The sequence below is a fragment of the Kushneria phosphatilytica genome, from assembly GCF_008247605.1.
Classification (GTDB): domain Bacteria; phylum Pseudomonadota; class Gammaproteobacteria; order Pseudomonadales; family Halomonadaceae; genus Kushneria; species Kushneria phosphatilytica.
On record NZ_CP043420.1, the window covers coordinates 410,094 to 425,049 of the forward strand.

A 14,956-nucleotide genomic window follows, 5' to 3' on the forward strand; every position below is an offset into this window, starting at 1 on the left:
ACCATGACCGGTACTCCCGATACCCATGGCAAGCGCCATGGCCGGCCTCTCTCACGTCTCATGCTGCAGTTTCTGAAGCTGAGAATTTTTGTTGCCCTGGTCGCCGTCGTCCTTTATTTCGCTCTGACTGCGAACAACTTCCTGACCACCGGCAACCTGCTGATCATGGCGCAGCACATTACCGTGATCGGTATTCTGTCGATTGGCATGAGTCTTGTGATACTCACAGGGGGCATTGATCTTTCGGTAGGCTCGACCGTCGGCTTCAGCGGCATGTTTGCCGGCTATCTGATCATGCAGGGGATCCCGATCGGCGACCAGACGCTGTTTCTGAGCGTGCCGGGCGTTATTCTCGCTACCTGCCTGATCGGAGCACTTATCGGTCTGATCAACGGCGTACTGATCACCCGACTCAATGTCGCGCCCTTTATTGCCACCCTGGGCATGCTCTACGTGGTACGTGGGGCGGCGCTGCTGTTCAATGACGGGGCAACCTTCTCCAGCCTGGGTGGCTATGAGGCACTGGATAACACCGGCTTTGCCATGCTGGGTAATGGTGAGTTGCTGGGGATCGGTGTCCCTGTCTGGATACTGGCCGTGCTGACACTCGGGACATGGCTGGTCAGCCTCCGCACCCCGCTGGGACGACATATCTATGCCATTGGTGGCAACGAGCATGCCGCTCTCTTTTCAGGATTGCAGGTCAAGCGCGTCAAGATGTTCGTCTATGTGTTCTCGGGCTTCTGTGCGGCAATCGTGGGGCTGGTGGTGACCTCTCAGCTGCAGACTGCCCATCCAATGACCGGTGACACTTATGAACTTCGCGCGATCGCTGCCGTGGTACTGGGAGGAACCGCACTGGCGGGCGGCCGAGGTTCGGTGCTGGGCTCGGTGGTGGGAGCCTGTGTGATCAGTATCCTCAATGACGGCATGGTGATGTCAGGGGTCAGTAATTTCTGGCAGATGGTCATCATGGGGATCGTGATTATCTTCGCCGTGGTGATCGACCAGCTGCAGCAGCGCCTGCAAAAGCGCGTCATGGTGGCCGGCTAGCGCCTCGACCGGGACGACACCGTTCAGCCTCGTTGGCTACCGGCGTCGTCGTGGTCATCAGAGCTGTGCGATGACGAAGCTTGTACGGGCTGATGTGCGTCGGCGCGGCTGCTCGGCGCCCGGGGGGCTGTCCGGGGCTTGTCGGGCATCGGACGTCGGCTGCGTCGATGAAGCATCAGGAACCAGCCTCCCCAGGCCAGCAGCAGAAGGGTGATGGCAGTGATCAGTTTGCCCAGCAGTGGGGTCATGTGCGCCTCCGAAATAGTCCTGATAACTGTAGTTCAGATGTCGTCTGAACAAGTGAAGGAGGGCGAGCCCATCAGCGGTTCATTGCAACATGCAGCAATGGGGGCTTTCGGCATAACAGTATGAAGCCGGTAGGCTCCAGGTCAGGCAGAAATGCAGGGCCTGTCAGTCCGACGCCCTGGATGCCAACATGAAAAAGCCCGCGCGAAGGCGGGCGAAACAGCAGAGCAAAATGACAGGATTCACCCTGCACTATCACTGTGACGGTTTGTTGAACCCTTGAAGGTCAATAAAAGACACAGCCATCACATCAATGGCTAGCTGCCGTGCAGCTGAGCCTTGCGGCGCCGCGCGGGGGCTTCCACCCGGGCGTTCGGCACGGTACGGACTTCGCCCACCTGCTCGGTGGTAGGCATTTCAGCCACCTTGTTGTCCGCCAGTGACACTCGTCTATTGTGCTCCCAGCTCTGTGCCTGATCGTCTGCACGGCGTGACAGCATGAAGGCGCCAATGAAAAAAGCCACCAGCAGAAAATAGCCGGCACCCAGTAGTAGCATTGTCGTCATGATGTTTCCCCCCTTCGGAGGTGCAGCCCTCTTTGATTCGCCAGCCTCTGGAGTGCCGGCGGTGCGATTTGCGCACTTCACTCATACTCATTAACGGCAGTCTCGGTAGTTACTGTATCAGAGTGTTAATTTATGAAAGCATTCGAGGCTTAAGAAATGGCTACTTCTTTGGTATGAGGTGTTTCTTCCGGGTTGGAGATACCTGAAAATCTCTTGCCATGACAGACGAAACAATGAGCCATCAGGAACAGGAAAGCCCCTGACCCGAAGAGGCGTCAGATCAGGTTCCACAGCAAGCGGTGATGCTGTTGCCTGTAGGGTCTGATCCGCTGAAAAATAAACAAGGGAAGAGTAGAAAGATGCTCGACCCGGTCGATCAGGCATCTGTTGCAAGATCTGGCCGGGCCGGCGCATCGGAAAGGGCCTCGAATCCTTCCGTGGAACCCGTCGAGGCCCGTAAGACTCGGACGACTGGGCAACCTGCCCTTCGAGGCGTGAGGCCACGGTAAAAGCCGTCTCGCCGCGCGGGAGATTACATTGGTTAAGTTGTCGACATGGCTAACGCTCTTGATGATTTATTTTAATCATTGCTGCGATGTGAGCATTTTCACTGATGCGAATTTCGAGTACGGGGCATCGCAACGATGATAGAGAGGGGGCTGCCCATGTCGGGTATGCCTGTCCACATGTCCGAATCAGGTGCGTCGTTATTGCGAACTGTGGTGCGGCGTCATGTAACTCTTGAGTATGAGCTGGCTCTGGAAAACCAGAAAACCCACCAGCATGATCAGAGCGCCTGCTTTCAGGAATATCCAGAAAGCATGATCTTCCGGATACCGCATGTTGATGGCCTGAAAGATTTGCAGGTCGGTCAGCAACTGGTGGGCGAACATGCCGATCAGAACACTGAGCGGGAAGATGGAGAGCCAGCGACACGCAAAAAGCATCTTTTTCATCGGAACCTCGCCATAATTTGGAAGGCAACCCAATGGGCAGGTTAATTCATGTTATCCGATGCTGGCTTCGGGGGATAGGCGCTATTGTCCCATGGACTTTTCGGTCTGAAGAGAGTAATGCCCCTTCCGGGGCAATATTTATCCATCATGTCACTGCGGTGTTCGATGGGGATTCTGCCAATGGGGAACGGCCCATCGCTGAAGCGATGGGGCCATGAAGAAGGTAGTTTACTCGCCGGCTTCCTGGTTCATGCGCTGGCAGTCTTCTTCTGCTTCCTCCCTGATGTCGTACTCATTGCCCACATATTGTTGTTGCTGCTGGTCATAGATACGAAAGCTCTCCAGCGGCATATCATTCGGGCCCTGGTTCTGCTCCCTGTTGGGATCACCCTGAATATGTGATGTGGTGTGCTCGATAACTTCGAATCGCTTGGACATGGCTGTTTTTCCGTTTCATGACTTCATCAGCCAGTGTGGTTCCGCCATGTCGTGAATGCCACTGTAGGCCGGTTTTTGATAAAAAAGCCTGCTGGGAAGCGAGCGATAAAACGAAGTGAAACGACAGAGTGATTCTACATGTCGCTTGTGACCATTTATTGAGTACAAACGCGCGACTCTCTCCGGCGGCTTCTTTCACTTCACCGGAGACTCTCTCCGGTATACGGGTCTGCAATTCAGTGAACCGTGCGAGATGTGCCCTGCGGCATGACAGGCAATCGTTTTTGAAGGTAGGAGCTGATCCGGCACAGTATCTGATGGTTTCGGTCGATAGCCGACAGTTGTGAAAGAAAGTAACTTTCCCTGGTTTTAGTAACAGGGCGTGTTCACCCGTGACCGATCAGTCCCCTCCAACGCTACCCCTGACGCCAAGATGCTATCTATGCGGTTGTCATCTGCTTGCCATCGAGTCTCAGGAGCAGGAGAAAGAGTCCGCGATCGTGAAATGTGGACGTTGCAAGAGTTATCTGGGCCGGGCAGAAGATCTGGTCGCCGGTATACACGATGAGTAAGGAGCGGCAATAGAAAACCTGCTCTCTGTTCAGGCAAAAAGCACATGATCCCCATCGTAAGGTGATGCCACTTCCATCGACTGATCAGGTATGAGGCCGAATGGTCCCCTCATGCTTGCTACACTTCGGGCCGATATCGAAAGTGACATGCATTGCTGCACTTCCCGGAACCGAACAGTCAAAGGGGCACGGTCCTCATGCGCTCTGAACATTCGCCGGATCAGGATGAGCTGCTGATCGGGTTGCATCATCTGCTGATTGATCATTTTGATGATCTGCCCTCGTTCATCCCGGCCTGCCTTGAAACCGGGCGACAGTTGCTGGGTCTATCGACCGGTATTTTCAGCCGAATCACTGGTAGTGATTATGAGGTCGTGGATGTCCTGACCCCCCTGGAGGGGGTCCACCGTGGCGATCATTTTTCGCTTGTGGATACCTATTGTAATGCGGTCATCCAGGCTGGAGCGCCTACCGCCTATCATGCGGTCGGTGAGATGGCGGATATGCAGCAGCATCCGGTCTATATCGGTTTGCGGCTGGAGTCCTATATCGGCGTGCCGGTCTATACGACCGATGGGGTTTTCGGCACTCTCAATTTCAGTGATCTGGCGCCTCGCAGTACGCCCTTTGGCAAGCGCGAGATTCGAATCCTCGAAGTCATGGCGTCGATGCTGGGCCGATTGATCGAACGCGAGCAGGCGCAGAGTCTGCTGTTCGAGCGCGAAGAGATGTTTGAAAAGGGATTTCGTCATGCCATCGTGGCCAAGGCCATTGCGCGCCCCGATGGTCTGATCATTGACGTCAATGATGCCTTCTGCCGGCTGTTCGGCTACCCGCGCGATCAGTTGCTGGGGCTGACGCCGGCTGACCTGACGCATCCTGAAGATCAGCATCTTACGGATCAGCAGTATCGTGAACTGTTCAGTGGCACACGCGACTACTTTGTTGCCGAGAAGCGCTATGTCACTCGCCAGGGCACAACCATCGAAACGCAGATTTCAGTGGCTCTGGTACGCAATGAGGAAGGCGCGCCCGGTTATATCGTTTTCGAAGGTATCGATCTGACCGAGAAAAACCGCACCGTACGGGAGCTTGAACAGGCCAATCAGCGGCTGCAGCTGTTTGCGCGAACCGATGCGCTGACCGGACTGCCCAACCGCCGGGCATTCGATGAAGCGCTGGAGCGCGAGTGCGCGCGAACCCAGCGCACCGGGGAAACGCTTTCAATCATCATTATCGATCTGGATTACTTCAAGCGCATCAATGATCGCTATGGCCATGGTATTGGCGATGAAGTGCTGGTGAAGCTGGCCGATGTACTGCGCTCCGTTGTTCGCCGTTCGGATCTGGCAGCGCGTCTGGGGGGGGAAGAGTTCGTCGTGTTGCTGCCTGAAACGACCGCTGCGGCGGGGACCAGACTGGCCGAACGACTGCGTCTGGCGCTGCATGCCGTCACCTGGCCGGGCGAGCCGGTGACAGCCAGTTTCGGTGTGGCCGAGTACGATCATGAGTCGATGAGTCCGAAAATCCTGCTGAATCTGGCTGATGAAGCTCTCTATGCAGCCAAGGCGGCAGGGCGCGATCAGGTGATGAAGGCCGAGCAGTAGGATGTCGAGGTCATGGTAGGGCAGTCAGCTGAGCCCGCAATAATGCGGGCTCCGGCAAACGTTATGCCTGACGAACTTCCAGATGGGTGATCTCAACGCCATTGCGAGCAAAGCACATGGCGACATCGGCACCGGTCATCAGGTTGTCCGAGTCATCGAGTATCAGCTGACAGCTGGCGCCATTCAGCTGTAACAGACGAATGGCACCCTGATAGGCCGTTTCCGGGCTGTCGTAAGTCTGTCCCACCGGGCTGTACCACCCGTCCACGCCGATGAACAGGCGGGTGCCGAAATCGGTCTCGTTCATTTCCAGCATGATCCGATGCGTGCCCTGTGGCTGCACGATTCTGGCCTGCTGTACCGCGATGGTTGCATAGCCCATGAGCACCTCGCCTTTCCAACCGGATATGTCCTTTTCTATGTACAACAGTGTATCGGGTACGTATTTATGACTTTCGTCGGCCGCGCCTCGGATGGCTTTATTCGATACCTGGATGGTGACGGTGTGCGTGCCCCGAAGTCAGATTGCACTGGAAATGGTTGATGCCTTTGAACGCTGATAAGCCATTATGTCAGGCAAAATCTGTTGTTTAATGCTTAAGTATGATGATCAGTCTTTGAAGACTGAAGCAGGTTCTACTAATAATGGAGGTGACAACCGAATGTTGTCACTCCAATCCCTTCCCCCCGGCTTCTGCCGGGTTTTTTTTGTCCGGTATTCGCATTGAAGCAGGGAGGGCAGGCACTGTTGGTGGAAAAGAATTGTTGGGCCGACAAAAGGGTATAAGGCCTGACAGGTCGTCAGGCCAGGGTGACAGGAAGATTGGATCCGTTACTTGTGACGTGTACGCCCGGCTCGTCGTACCAGATAGAGATGAAGACCGGCGACAAGGTTCATCACGGCCAGAATGATGACGATCAGTGTCCCGAGGGGGCGGGGCATCGAGACGGCCTGAAAGACAACCGGCAATCCGATCAGAAGTGCCATCAGCAGCCAGATGCCATCGAACACGGGTTTGGCAGTCGAGCCATCATCTTCAGGTGGCTGGCGAAACAGGCGATCCAGAGTTTGCTGAATCAGGTGATAGAGAGTCCTTTTCATGTCATTGCCTCCTTGTAGAACCGGCTACACATATGCCGGTGATCCCTATAGTGCCTGTTTGGGTGGCCTCTGAAACTCTTTTGAAGGCGTCGCATGGAGGGCTTAAACGCAGGCACGGCATGACAGGAAAGGCGCACGTGGTATCAGCCGTCTGCTCAGCAGGCGTGACGCGGCATTGGGTTGTGGTTTACCGCCATACCCGGCAGCACAATGAAGGATCGCCTGGTGATCGGCGCAGGAAGAGAGGGGAGGTTTTCTGACCACGGAAAGCGGAAACCGCCTGAGGCTGGCACTGGTATGGGCGCCACGAAACGGTATCCGCTGCACCCTGGCGCCTCGGTAATGAAGCTGATGCGATGAAAGGAAAAAACGGCAATACAAGGTGAGGGCGCTGGTGATCTGCCACCGGGGCCTGAATAAAGAGGTGCCTCGAATCCTTCCCTGGAACCCGTTCAAGTCCATTGAACCCAAACGGCTGGACGCCATGCCCTCCGAGGCTAAGCACAGGGTAGGAGGGAGTAGATGGTGCAACAAGGTCTTTGTCCAAAGATTGCATCATTTTTTCGCGTTCAAATGTGTAAAGGTTACTTTCCATAACATAGGTAATTAAAGGAAGTGATTTTTGCTCGTTATCAGTTGTCATGGCATCAGCTTTCTTCAAGCAGACAGCATCTTTATTACCTGGAATAATGAAATCCCTCACCTTCCCTGTGCTGGCGTTAAGCAGGCTCGCTGTAGCCTTGCGCCTGAAGCTGTCTTCCCATGGATGGGGGTACTTGCCGCATTGAATGACCTCGCCAACGCCTTGCGTGGCGGGCACTTGAGTCTTGTCCATGACCCTTTGTCGATCTGAAGCATCATGAGAAGGTGCTCTGTTTCCGGTCAAAAGGAGCGGGGATAAATCTCTGCCATCGCAGGAGAAATGGCCGGCCGTCATGCTCCGGTTTTTTTCTGGTGTATTGCATCAAATTCTGAAGTGGCTTTTATGGCCGTTTGCATTGTCCGGTGATCGTGAACTAGCTTTTTTCAGACTTAAATGAAAGCGGGCTTTTCCGATCACGCACAACAGATGAGGTGGTGCCGTGAGTGATACCGATCTGGGCACAATGGATGCCGGTCAGCTGAGCGAATTGTTCAGAACCGGCAAGGCGTCCCCCCTGGAGGCAACACGCGCTGCGCTCGAGCGTATCGAGCGCTTCAATGACAAGGTGAATGCCTTTGTCCATGTGGATCGGGAAGGGGCGGAAAAGGCTGCCCGTGCTTCTGCCCGCCGCTGGGGCCAGGGGCAGCAGCTGAGCCCCATTGATGGTGTTCCGGCTTCTCTCAAGGATCTGACCGAGGTGGCAGGCATGCCGGCTCGTGAGGGCTCGCTGACCACCTCCGATGATCTGTGCGAACAGGATGCGCCACCGGCGCAACGTCTTCGTGAAGCCGGCGCTGTATTACTTGGTAAAACCAACACGCCCGAATTCGGCTGGAAGGGGGTGACCGACAACCGCGTATTCGGTGCGACCTGCAACCCCTGGGATACTCAGCTGACACCTGGGGGGTCTTCTGGTGGTGCGGCAGCGGCGGCTGCCCTCAACATGGGCGTGCTGCACCAGGGCGGTGATTCCGGTGGGTCGATCCGGATTCCGGCGGCCTTTACGGGCGTGTTCGGTTTCAAGCCGACCTTTGGCTGGACCCCGCAGTGGCCGCCGGCCAAGATGCCGTCGCTTTCGCATATCGGGCCGCTGACGCGCAATGTGCGTGATGCAGCCCGCATGCTCAATGTGATCGGTCGCTACCACTATCGCGACCCCTATGCCGTGCGCGGTGAGCCGGAAGATTGGGGTGTGGACCTCGACAAGGACTTGCGTGGGCTGCGTATCGCCTATTCGCCTGACCTGGGCTATGCGAAGGTGGACCCTCAGGTAGCCCAGCGGGTACGCGAAGCGGCGCAAAAGCTGGAAGCGCTGGGTGCCGAAGTCGAAGAGATCCACCCGGGTTTTGAATCGCCGATCAATATCTTTCAAACCATCTGGTTCACTGCCTCACTGGAGCTCTACTCGCAGTGTGATGAGCGTCAGCGCCAGTTGCTCGATCCCGGCCTGGTTGCGAAAGCGCATCGCGCCGAGAACTGGAGTGCCGTGGAGCTTTTCCATGCCGAGGCCGAACGGGCACGATTGACCATGGCGCTCGAGAAGTTCAACCAGGACTACCATCTGGTGATGACACCTTCGGTGCCTATCGAGCCCTTTGCCATCAATCAGGAAGTGCCGCCTGGCAGCGGGATGCAGGATTGGGAAGAGTGGTCGCCCTTCTCCTATCCCTTCAACCTCAGTCAGCAGCCGGCAGCCTCCGTGCCGTGTGGCTTTACCGACAAGGGATTGCCGGTCGGCTTTCAGCTGGCAGGGGGCAAATATGATGATGTGCGAGTGCTGCGTGCCTGCAATGCGTTCATGGAAGCCCATCCCGCGCGCTACCCCACGGTTCCCGATCCGGCCGAGTATGCCGGCTGAGTCCGGCATCAAGTGAATTCCCTGGTTGGGCGCAGTACCGATCAGTGGAAGTGGAGCACCGTCAGGGAGCGGTGCATTTCAGACTGAAAATCGAAAGCAAGGAGTCGCATTCGATGATCGTTAGAAGTCATGAAGACGCCAGGAAGACCGAAGTCGACGAAGACAAGTTCATCAGTCGGCGTTATACCCTGCGTGCTGATGGCATGGGTCATTCCTTTCACGAGACCTATATCAAACCCGGCCAGTCACTTCACATGTGGTACAAGCACCACAAGGAAACCGTGATCTGTGTCGAGGGCAAGGGCCAGATCGAGGATCTGACCGAAGGCGGCAAGTGGGATCTCGAGCCTGGTACGCTATATGCGCTGGACAAGCATCAGAAGCATATCCTCAGCAGTGAAAATGGTATGCGAGTGCTCTGCTGCTTCTCGCCCTCGCTGGTGGGTCCCGAGGATCACGACGAAGAGGGCAGCTATCCCCTTTATGATGATGATGGCAGTGTCATCAAACGCTGATGAGTGAGCGGAGCCCTTTTTACGGGCGTCCGCCATGACCAGTGTCGATCCTTGCGCCCGACCGCTCCGGTCGGGCGTTTTGCGTTCGATCCATCCTGTAAAAAAGCCGCCCCGTGAGGGGCGGCGATATGGATCGTTACACAGCTTGTTCAGAATAGCGCGCCGGACGAGCTGAACCATTCCCCATTGGAGGCAGAGGTTGTAGTTCCAGAACAGAGGGCCTGGCGGAAGTTCGATGAAAACGATGGAAGACAGGGGTGCTATAAGCGGAGCGGGTGCATTCCGAATCTGTAAAAATTCTGTTAATGGTTGACAATAGGGAGGGGTTGCCCTGACTCCATCCCTGGAGCCCGTGCAATCCGCTTAAAACGGATGATCAGCGACGGCTGGGCTTGCTGCCCTTCAAGGCGGAAAAGAGTGTATAGCGCATTCAATTCTTCTACAAGGTTGTGCTGAAAAGAGGTGCTGTTTTTTCTATTGAATAAATCGGAGGGTGACAGGTTCCGTAACATGGACTAAACAGAAAGAGTCGATATACCCCTGTCGTCAACAGTGTTGGGACCCGGCCTTTCGAGGCCGGGTTTTTTTATGCCGGCTGTCTATGGTGGGGGCAATCGGCATTACGGTGTCGGCTCGGACAAGGTATCGTCATTATGGTCCGCCTTCTGAAGCCGGTTTGGTAAACCATCTTCCGGTGCACCCTCGTCCAGTGGCGCGTTTGTCGCCCCATGACAGGCAATGATGGCATCCACTTCTGCCGCGCAGCGCGCCCAGGCCGCTTCGGTCCGCTCCAGCTGAAGATGCAGCTCACCGTTGGTCGTCGGATGGCTGGCTGGTAGCGTGCAGGGGCTTGGAGTCGCGCAGCGATTGACGATAAGCGTCGGCGCCGGTGACGGCATCTCGCTGGCGCAGCCGGATAATCCCACCAGGCAGGCGCTGATCAGCCCACTGCTGAATTTTGACATTTTCATGCTGTAACTCCCGGATATGTTCAAGGCGGTCGGAGGCGACGCGTGCCAGTTGGGCACGACGCTCGGCCAGCTGCTGTCGCTGTTTCTCGAGTCGTCTGGCGTTGTGCCAGAGGGCATCGATGACCAACTCGCGACGCTGGGATTCGACCTGTTCGCGAATGAGTTGCTGACGTACCTGGTCAACCTGTGCGGCGGCCGCGGCACTGCGTTCCCAGAGCGCCCAGCAGCTCAGCGCAAGCGTCAGGATCACGACGCCAATAGCGAGATAGCGGGTCATGGCTCAAGCTCCTTCAGGCAGAGGGCGCGTTCGGTCCGCCGGCGCCTGACCAGGCCTGGCAGGGTCCTGCCCCCGGCGTGCACCCAGCGCGTCAGCTCATTACAAGCCGCACGGGGTTTGCCGGCGTTGAGCTTGCGCAGCAGGGTGGAGTTGCGAAAATTGCCTTCTCCCACGTTGAAAATGAATGAAGCCAGTGCGGCACGCCGACTCTCCGGCATACGTCGATACACGGCCGGGTCGACCTGGCGTTTGAGTGCTGTGAAGGCTTCGCCAAGATCCTCTTTCAGCAGCGCATCACAGCGTTCGTCACTGAGGCGCTCGCCCGCTCTGACCTCGGCGCCGGTATGGCCGGTGCATACGGTAGGTATCCCGACCGGATCGAGATAAGCCGTATTTTCGGTGCCCTCGAAATAACCAACCACCGCGGCTGCAATCGAGAGCGCGCCGGCCGAGCCGGTAGCGAGCAGTCGTCGGGGGATTTTCATGTTTCCTCCCGGCGATGATGGCGTCGCCCTCTCTGCACTCGCCATTGCTGAAAGCGATGCACGTATTTGGTGAGAATCAGGCCGATCTGGAGCGTCAGGTAGCACAGCGTCAGTACGCTCACCCAGTCGGCCGGCGTCATCCCCCCTGCATGCAGCAGGGAAACAAGTCCCGGTGGGATGGCCCGGGTGGTTTCGGTAACCAGTGTCGTCAACGGCATTTTTCCTCCCGCTTTGGCGCTGATGGTGCCGAAGTGTCAGTCGAAGGTATTAGATTCGGCGCCCGACAGACTTACGCTACCGTTGGCCCGTATATGCCTGCCATGGGAAGCGGGTGTCGCAGGAGGTTCGTAATCGCCTGTTGCGACAAGGAGTTATGTTGATAGGCGGCAGGAATTCGGCATATCGCCGGTTGATCAGGAGTTGTGCCGACAGGTTGGTTGTTTTTTCTGCCACGGCCCACCAGGGTAATGAGTCGGCAATCATCGGTTGGTCGGGAGGTGAACATGTTTCGGGCAGTGCTGATCGAGCGTGATGAAGCAGGTTATCGCAGTCAGCTGAAGGAGCTGGATGAGGCGCAACTGCCGCCGGGTGATGTCACCGTGCGGATTACGCACTCGACGCTCAATTACAAGGACGCACTGGCGATTACCGGCCGTGGTCGGATTGTGCGTGATTTCCCGATGGTGCCCGGGATCGATTTTGCTGGCACTGTCGAGAGCAGTGACCATCCCGATTACCGCCTCGGCGATGCCGTGCTGCTCAATGGCTGGGGCGTCGGTGAGTCGCACTGGGGTGGCCTTGCGGAAAAGGCTCGGGTTGACGGGGATTGGCTGCTACCGCTGCCACAGGCGTTCAGTCCGCATCAGTCAATGGCCATCGGTACGGCCGGTTATACAGCGATGCTCTCGATCATGGCGCTGGAGCGTCAGGGGGTTACTCCGGAGCGTGGCGATATCCTGGTCACCGGAGCCAGTGGTGGCGTCGGAAGTTTCGCCATCATGTTGCTGGCGACGCTGGGCTATCGGGTGATTGCGTCCACCGGGCGGGTGGACGAGCGTGAGTATCTGCAGCGGCTGGGGGCTGCTGACGTCATTGACCGTCAGACACTTGCCGAACCCGGGCGTCCGCTGGAAAAGGCCCGTTGGGCGGGGGCCATCGACTCCGTGGGCAGCCATACGCTGGCAGGTGTCTGCGCCGGCATGCAGCGCGATGGTGTCGTGGCCGCCTGTGGGCTCGCGCAGGGGATGGATTTCCCTGCCACGGTGGCGCCCTTCATTCTCAGGGGGGTGACGCTGGTGGGTATCGATAGTGCCATGCGAGCGCGTGAGGACCGGATAACGGCATGGCAGCGCCTTGCCACGACGATTGATCCGCAACGGCTGAATGAGGTCAGTCAGGAAATCGGCCTCACCGAGGTCATCGATACGGCAACCGACCTGATTGACGGGCGAGTCCGCGGCCGCAGGGTCGTGCGCATTGACGAGCAGTGAAACGGCTACGGCCGGAGGCGGGCGTGTCCCGGCCGTGGTCTTCAGATATTGAGTTTGTGCATGGCAATCGCCTTGGCAGCGCGGAGCGCGGCAGGCTGATCGAAATCCGCGCCCAGGTCGGCCAGCGTCGTCAGCTGTTCGGTCAGCCTGCTTTCGCTCAAATGGCCGGCAGCCAACGAGGCTTCATAAGCGAAGTGAGCCGCGACTTCATAAGGCTCATGGGTGGGGGTGCCGCCCTGATTGATGATTTCGGCCACTCGCTCGAGGCTGAGCGTCTGTCTCAGCGTCTCGCATGATGAAGTGTTAAAAGCTTCCATGTGCACACCTCGTACTCTTCCATGAGTCGACCACAGGGTCGGTTGAACTGACAGCCTGCGTCTCCCGGCCGTTCAGTGAAATGACATGGGTTAGAAAGTCAAAAAAGTAGCGGTGACGGCCGTCAGTTGGCTTGTGCCGTTGAAGAGCCCGGCAGGTGTCCCAATGCTCGTACTGCACAGCGCGCACTGGATATTTCCGGGCGCTCCATGGTCGGTCGATATTTTCGATTGGGCGGCATACGGTGCGACGGCCGGAAAAATCCGGTAACTGGCAGAGTGAATCCAGGTTATGGCGGTGTGCGAAGCTCGGATAGACAATGCAGCGTCATGACCCATCGGGAGATCACACATCATGTCGAGCGAATCCAGAAAACCGCTCAAGAAAAAACTGACCGGTCGCGTCCTTGAAGAGATCGGTGTCGTACTCAACAGCGATACGGTCTATGACAAGGGCAAACGAGAAGAAATCATCGCCCGCCTCCGCAAGGAGAAGGGGCTCAGTCAGGAGGAAGCCGAGCAGGAAGTGGATCGCTTTCTGGATAGCGTTTAACGCCTGCTCATTCGGTACTTTTGAAATGACCCATTGCCCGTGCCGGGGCCTCGTGGCTTCCGATGGGCGCGGCGGGCGATGTTCGTGCCGAACAGGGCATAAAAAGCGAGCCCGCCATCAGGCGGGCTCCTTGTCTATCGGAAACCTTTCGGCTTCCGGGGCTTCAGCTGCGGCCAACCAGCAGGCCGAACACGAAACCGACTCCGGCGGCAATGGCCAGCGCGTTGAAAGGACGATCGGCGGTATACTCGCGCGCACTTTCCATGGCTTCGCCATACTGGGACTGAGCGCGACCGGCTGCGCTACGCACTCGACCTTCCGCTTCCACGGAGTGGTCATCGGTGGCTTCGCCATAGGCCTGTTGGGCCCGCCCGGCGAGGTTCCGGGATTCACCTTCGAGCTGATCCGTGTTCATGGTGTCTCCTGACAGTGAATGGATGAATGACCACGTCTACATCCCCCAGGTTATGACAAAATTGCGTATTTTGCCTGAATATTTTCGGCGCACCCTGGTTTGATCTGTGTCGTTGACCTGCCAGTGTTGATGAAAAGGGGCGCCGATGGTCGGTTGTCCCGTACGCTGCGGGAGTTTTCATCATGTCAGACAAGCAGCAACGCATTGTCTCTGCGCTGATGGATCGCCACGGACGGACCTTTGCCGCCGAACTGGGGGTCGACCTGAAGCGCAATACGCCATCGCCGCTGTTTCGGTTGTTGTGCTTTTCATTGCTGACCAGTGCCCCGGTGCAGGCCGATATCGCCATGAGAGGCGCCATTGCGCTGGGGCGTGCCGGCTGGACCACACCGCAGAAGCTGGCCGAGAGCCGCTGGTCAGAGCGAGCCAGGACCCTCAATAATGCCGGTTACGCCCGGGTAGATGAGAAGACGGCCACTCAGCTCGACGAGATGAATCGCCAGCTGCTGGAGGAGTATGGCGGTGATCTGCGCAAGCTGCGTGAGCACGCTGATGGCGATGTTCAACAGGTGCAGAAGGCGCTCAAGCGTTTCAAGGGCATTGGCGATACCGGCGCCGGGATCTTTCTGCGCGAGGTGCAGGGTGTCTGGCAGGAGTTTTATCCCTTTGCCGACAAGGCTGCGCTGAAAGCCGCCGAGAAACTCGAGTTGCCTGCCAGTGCTGACAGGCTGGCCCGACTGGTCGATCAGCAGGACTATCCCTGCCTGGTGGCGGCGCTGGTACGCGCTCAGCTGGCAAAGGATACGGACGCCATACGCAAGGTGACATCCTCCTGAATCCCCGGACCGCCACACAAGCCCGGGAAATACCGTTTCCGGCAACGGATACCATCACT

The 14,956-nt window shown here is 57.3% G+C and carries 20 protein-coding genes; 7 read left to right on the forward strand and 13 right to left on the reverse strand.

The window, feature by feature from the left end:
- Positions 1-3: 3 nt before the first annotated feature.
- Positions 4-1,053 (forward strand): ABC transporter permease, encoded by a 1,050-nt coding sequence (locus FY550_RS01780; RefSeq protein WP_070981834.1) that lies wholly within the window; start codon positions 4-6, stop codon positions 1,051-1,053.
- A gap of 23 nt (positions 1,054-1,076) precedes the next feature.
- Here the strand turns inward: FY550_RS01780 and FY550_RS01785 are convergent, their stop codons facing one another.
- The 4 genes from FY550_RS01785 to FY550_RS01800 form a co-directional block, all read right to left on the reverse strand.
- Complete coding sequence (locus tag FY550_RS01785; protein ID WP_070981135.1) at positions 1,077-1,301, reverse strand: hypothetical protein; 225 nt, start codon at positions 1,299-1,301, stop codon at positions 1,077-1,079.
- Positions 1,302-1,616: 315 nt separating this feature from the next.
- Positions 1,617-1,865, reverse strand: coding sequence for a hypothetical protein (locus FY550_RS01790; RefSeq protein WP_070981137.1), 249 nt, complete (start codon positions 1,863-1,865; stop codon positions 1,617-1,619).
- Positions 1,866-2,572: 707 nt separating this feature from the next.
- Complete coding sequence (locus FY550_RS01795; RefSeq protein ID WP_070981140.1) at positions 2,573-2,821, reverse strand: hypothetical protein; 249 nt, start codon at positions 2,819-2,821, stop codon at positions 2,573-2,575.
- Between the two features lie 228 nt (positions 2,822-3,049).
- Positions 3,050-3,259 (reverse strand): hypothetical protein, encoded by a 210-nt coding sequence (locus tag FY550_RS01800; protein ID WP_070981142.1) that lies wholly within the window; start codon positions 3,257-3,259, stop codon positions 3,050-3,052.
- 769 nt (positions 3,260-4,028) lie between these two features.
- On the opposite strand from FY550_RS01800, the gene FY550_RS01805 reads away from it, so the two are divergent.
- Complete coding sequence (locus tag FY550_RS01805; protein ID WP_070981144.1) at positions 4,029-5,438, forward strand: sensor domain-containing diguanylate cyclase; 1,410 nt, start codon at positions 4,029-4,031, stop codon at positions 5,436-5,438.
- Between the two features lie 61 nt (positions 5,439-5,499).
- Here the strand turns inward: FY550_RS01805 and FY550_RS01810 are convergent, their stop codons facing one another.
- The 3 genes from FY550_RS01810 to FY550_RS01820 all read right to left on the reverse strand — a co-directional run bounded on the left by FY550_RS01810 (position 5,500) and on the right by FY550_RS01820 (position 7,375).
- Positions 5,500-5,820 carry a hypothetical protein gene (locus FY550_RS01810; RefSeq protein WP_070981147.1) on the reverse strand — a complete coding sequence of 107 codons (321 nt, stop codon included), beginning with the start codon at positions 5,818-5,820 and terminating at the stop codon, positions 5,500-5,502.
- Positions 5,821-6,270: 450 nt separating this feature from the next.
- On the reverse strand, positions 6,271-6,540 hold the full coding sequence (locus FY550_RS01815) for a hypothetical protein (RefSeq protein ID WP_070981148.1): 270 nt from the start codon (positions 6,538-6,540) through the stop codon (positions 6,271-6,273).
- A gap of 187 nt (positions 6,541-6,727) precedes the next feature.
- Positions 6,728-7,375, reverse strand: a complete 648-nt coding sequence (locus tag FY550_RS01820) for a hypothetical protein (RefSeq protein ID WP_070981151.1) — start codon at positions 7,373-7,375, stop codon at positions 6,728-6,730.
- A gap of 247 nt (positions 7,376-7,622) precedes the next feature.
- Between FY550_RS01820 and FY550_RS01825 the strand changes: the two genes are divergently transcribed.
- Positions 7,623-9,041: an amidase gene (locus FY550_RS01825; protein ID WP_084388267.1), complete on the forward strand. Its 1,419-nt coding sequence runs from the start codon at positions 7,623-7,625 to the stop codon at positions 9,039-9,041.
- 113 nt (positions 9,042-9,154) lie between these two features.
- The gene (locus tag FY550_RS01830; RefSeq protein ID WP_070981153.1) at positions 9,155-9,556 is read left to right on the forward strand and encodes an ectoine synthase; all 402 of its coding nucleotides are present in this window, start codon (positions 9,155-9,157) and stop codon (positions 9,554-9,556) included.
- 620 nt (positions 9,557-10,176) lie between these two features.
- Here the strand turns inward: FY550_RS01830 and lysC are convergent.
- From lysC to FY550_RS01845, 4 genes are read right to left on the reverse strand one after another with little or no spacing between them, the layout of a single operon-like run.
- Positions 10,177-10,455: an Rz1-like lysis system protein LysC gene (lysC, locus tag FY550_RS17200; RefSeq protein WP_407657374.1), complete on the reverse strand. Its 279-nt coding sequence runs from the start codon at positions 10,453-10,455 to the stop codon at positions 10,177-10,179.
- A complete protein-coding gene (gene lysB / locus FY550_RS01835) occupies positions 10,364-10,804 on the reverse strand; it encodes an Rz-like lysis system protein LysB (protein WP_070981155.1) in 441 nt (146 codons plus the stop codon). Before lysB ends, lysC begins: the two co-directional genes overlap by 92 nt.
- Positions 10,801-11,289 (reverse strand): lysozyme, encoded by a 489-nt coding sequence (locus FY550_RS01840; RefSeq protein WP_070981157.1) that lies wholly within the window; start codon positions 11,287-11,289, stop codon positions 10,801-10,803. The genes lysB and FY550_RS01840 overlap by 4 nt, the downstream gene beginning before the upstream one ends.
- On the reverse strand, positions 11,286-11,507 hold the full coding sequence (locus tag FY550_RS01845) for a hypothetical protein (RefSeq protein WP_070981159.1): 222 nt from the start codon (positions 11,505-11,507) through the stop codon (positions 11,286-11,288). Before FY550_RS01845 ends, FY550_RS01840 begins: the two co-directional genes overlap by 4 nt.
- 285 nt (positions 11,508-11,792) lie before the next feature.
- Between FY550_RS01845 and acuI the strand changes: the two genes are divergently transcribed.
- On the forward strand, positions 11,793-12,779 hold the full coding sequence (gene acuI, locus FY550_RS01850; protein ID WP_070981164.1) for an acrylyl-CoA reductase (NADPH): 987 nt from the start codon (positions 11,793-11,795) through the stop codon (positions 12,777-12,779).
- A gap of 41 nt (positions 12,780-12,820) precedes the next feature.
- Here acuI and FY550_RS01855 read toward each other — a convergent pair whose 3' ends face one another.
- The gene (locus FY550_RS01855) at positions 12,821-13,096 is read right to left on the reverse strand and encodes a hypothetical protein (protein ID WP_070981169.1); all 276 of its coding nucleotides are present in this window, start codon (positions 13,094-13,096) and stop codon (positions 12,821-12,823) included.
- A gap of 352 nt (positions 13,097-13,448) precedes the next feature.
- Here FY550_RS01855 and FY550_RS01860 point away from each other — a divergent pair, with 352 nt between their 5' ends.
- Positions 13,449-13,646: a CsbD family protein gene (locus FY550_RS01860; RefSeq protein ID WP_070981172.1), complete on the forward strand. Its 198-nt coding sequence runs from the start codon at positions 13,449-13,451 to the stop codon at positions 13,644-13,646.
- A 163-nt stretch (positions 13,647-13,809) separates the two neighbouring features.
- Here FY550_RS01860 and FY550_RS01865 read toward each other — a convergent pair whose 3' ends face one another.
- Positions 13,810-14,061 (reverse strand): CsbD family protein, encoded by a 252-nt coding sequence (locus tag FY550_RS01865; RefSeq protein WP_070981177.1) that lies wholly within the window; start codon positions 14,059-14,061, stop codon positions 13,810-13,812.
- 182 nt (positions 14,062-14,243) lie between these two features.
- Between FY550_RS01865 and FY550_RS01870 the strand changes: the two genes are divergently transcribed.
- Positions 14,244-14,897, forward strand: a complete 654-nt coding sequence (locus tag FY550_RS01870) for a hypothetical protein (protein WP_070981179.1) — start codon at positions 14,244-14,246, stop codon at positions 14,895-14,897.
- Positions 14,898-14,956 lie beyond the last annotated feature (59 nt).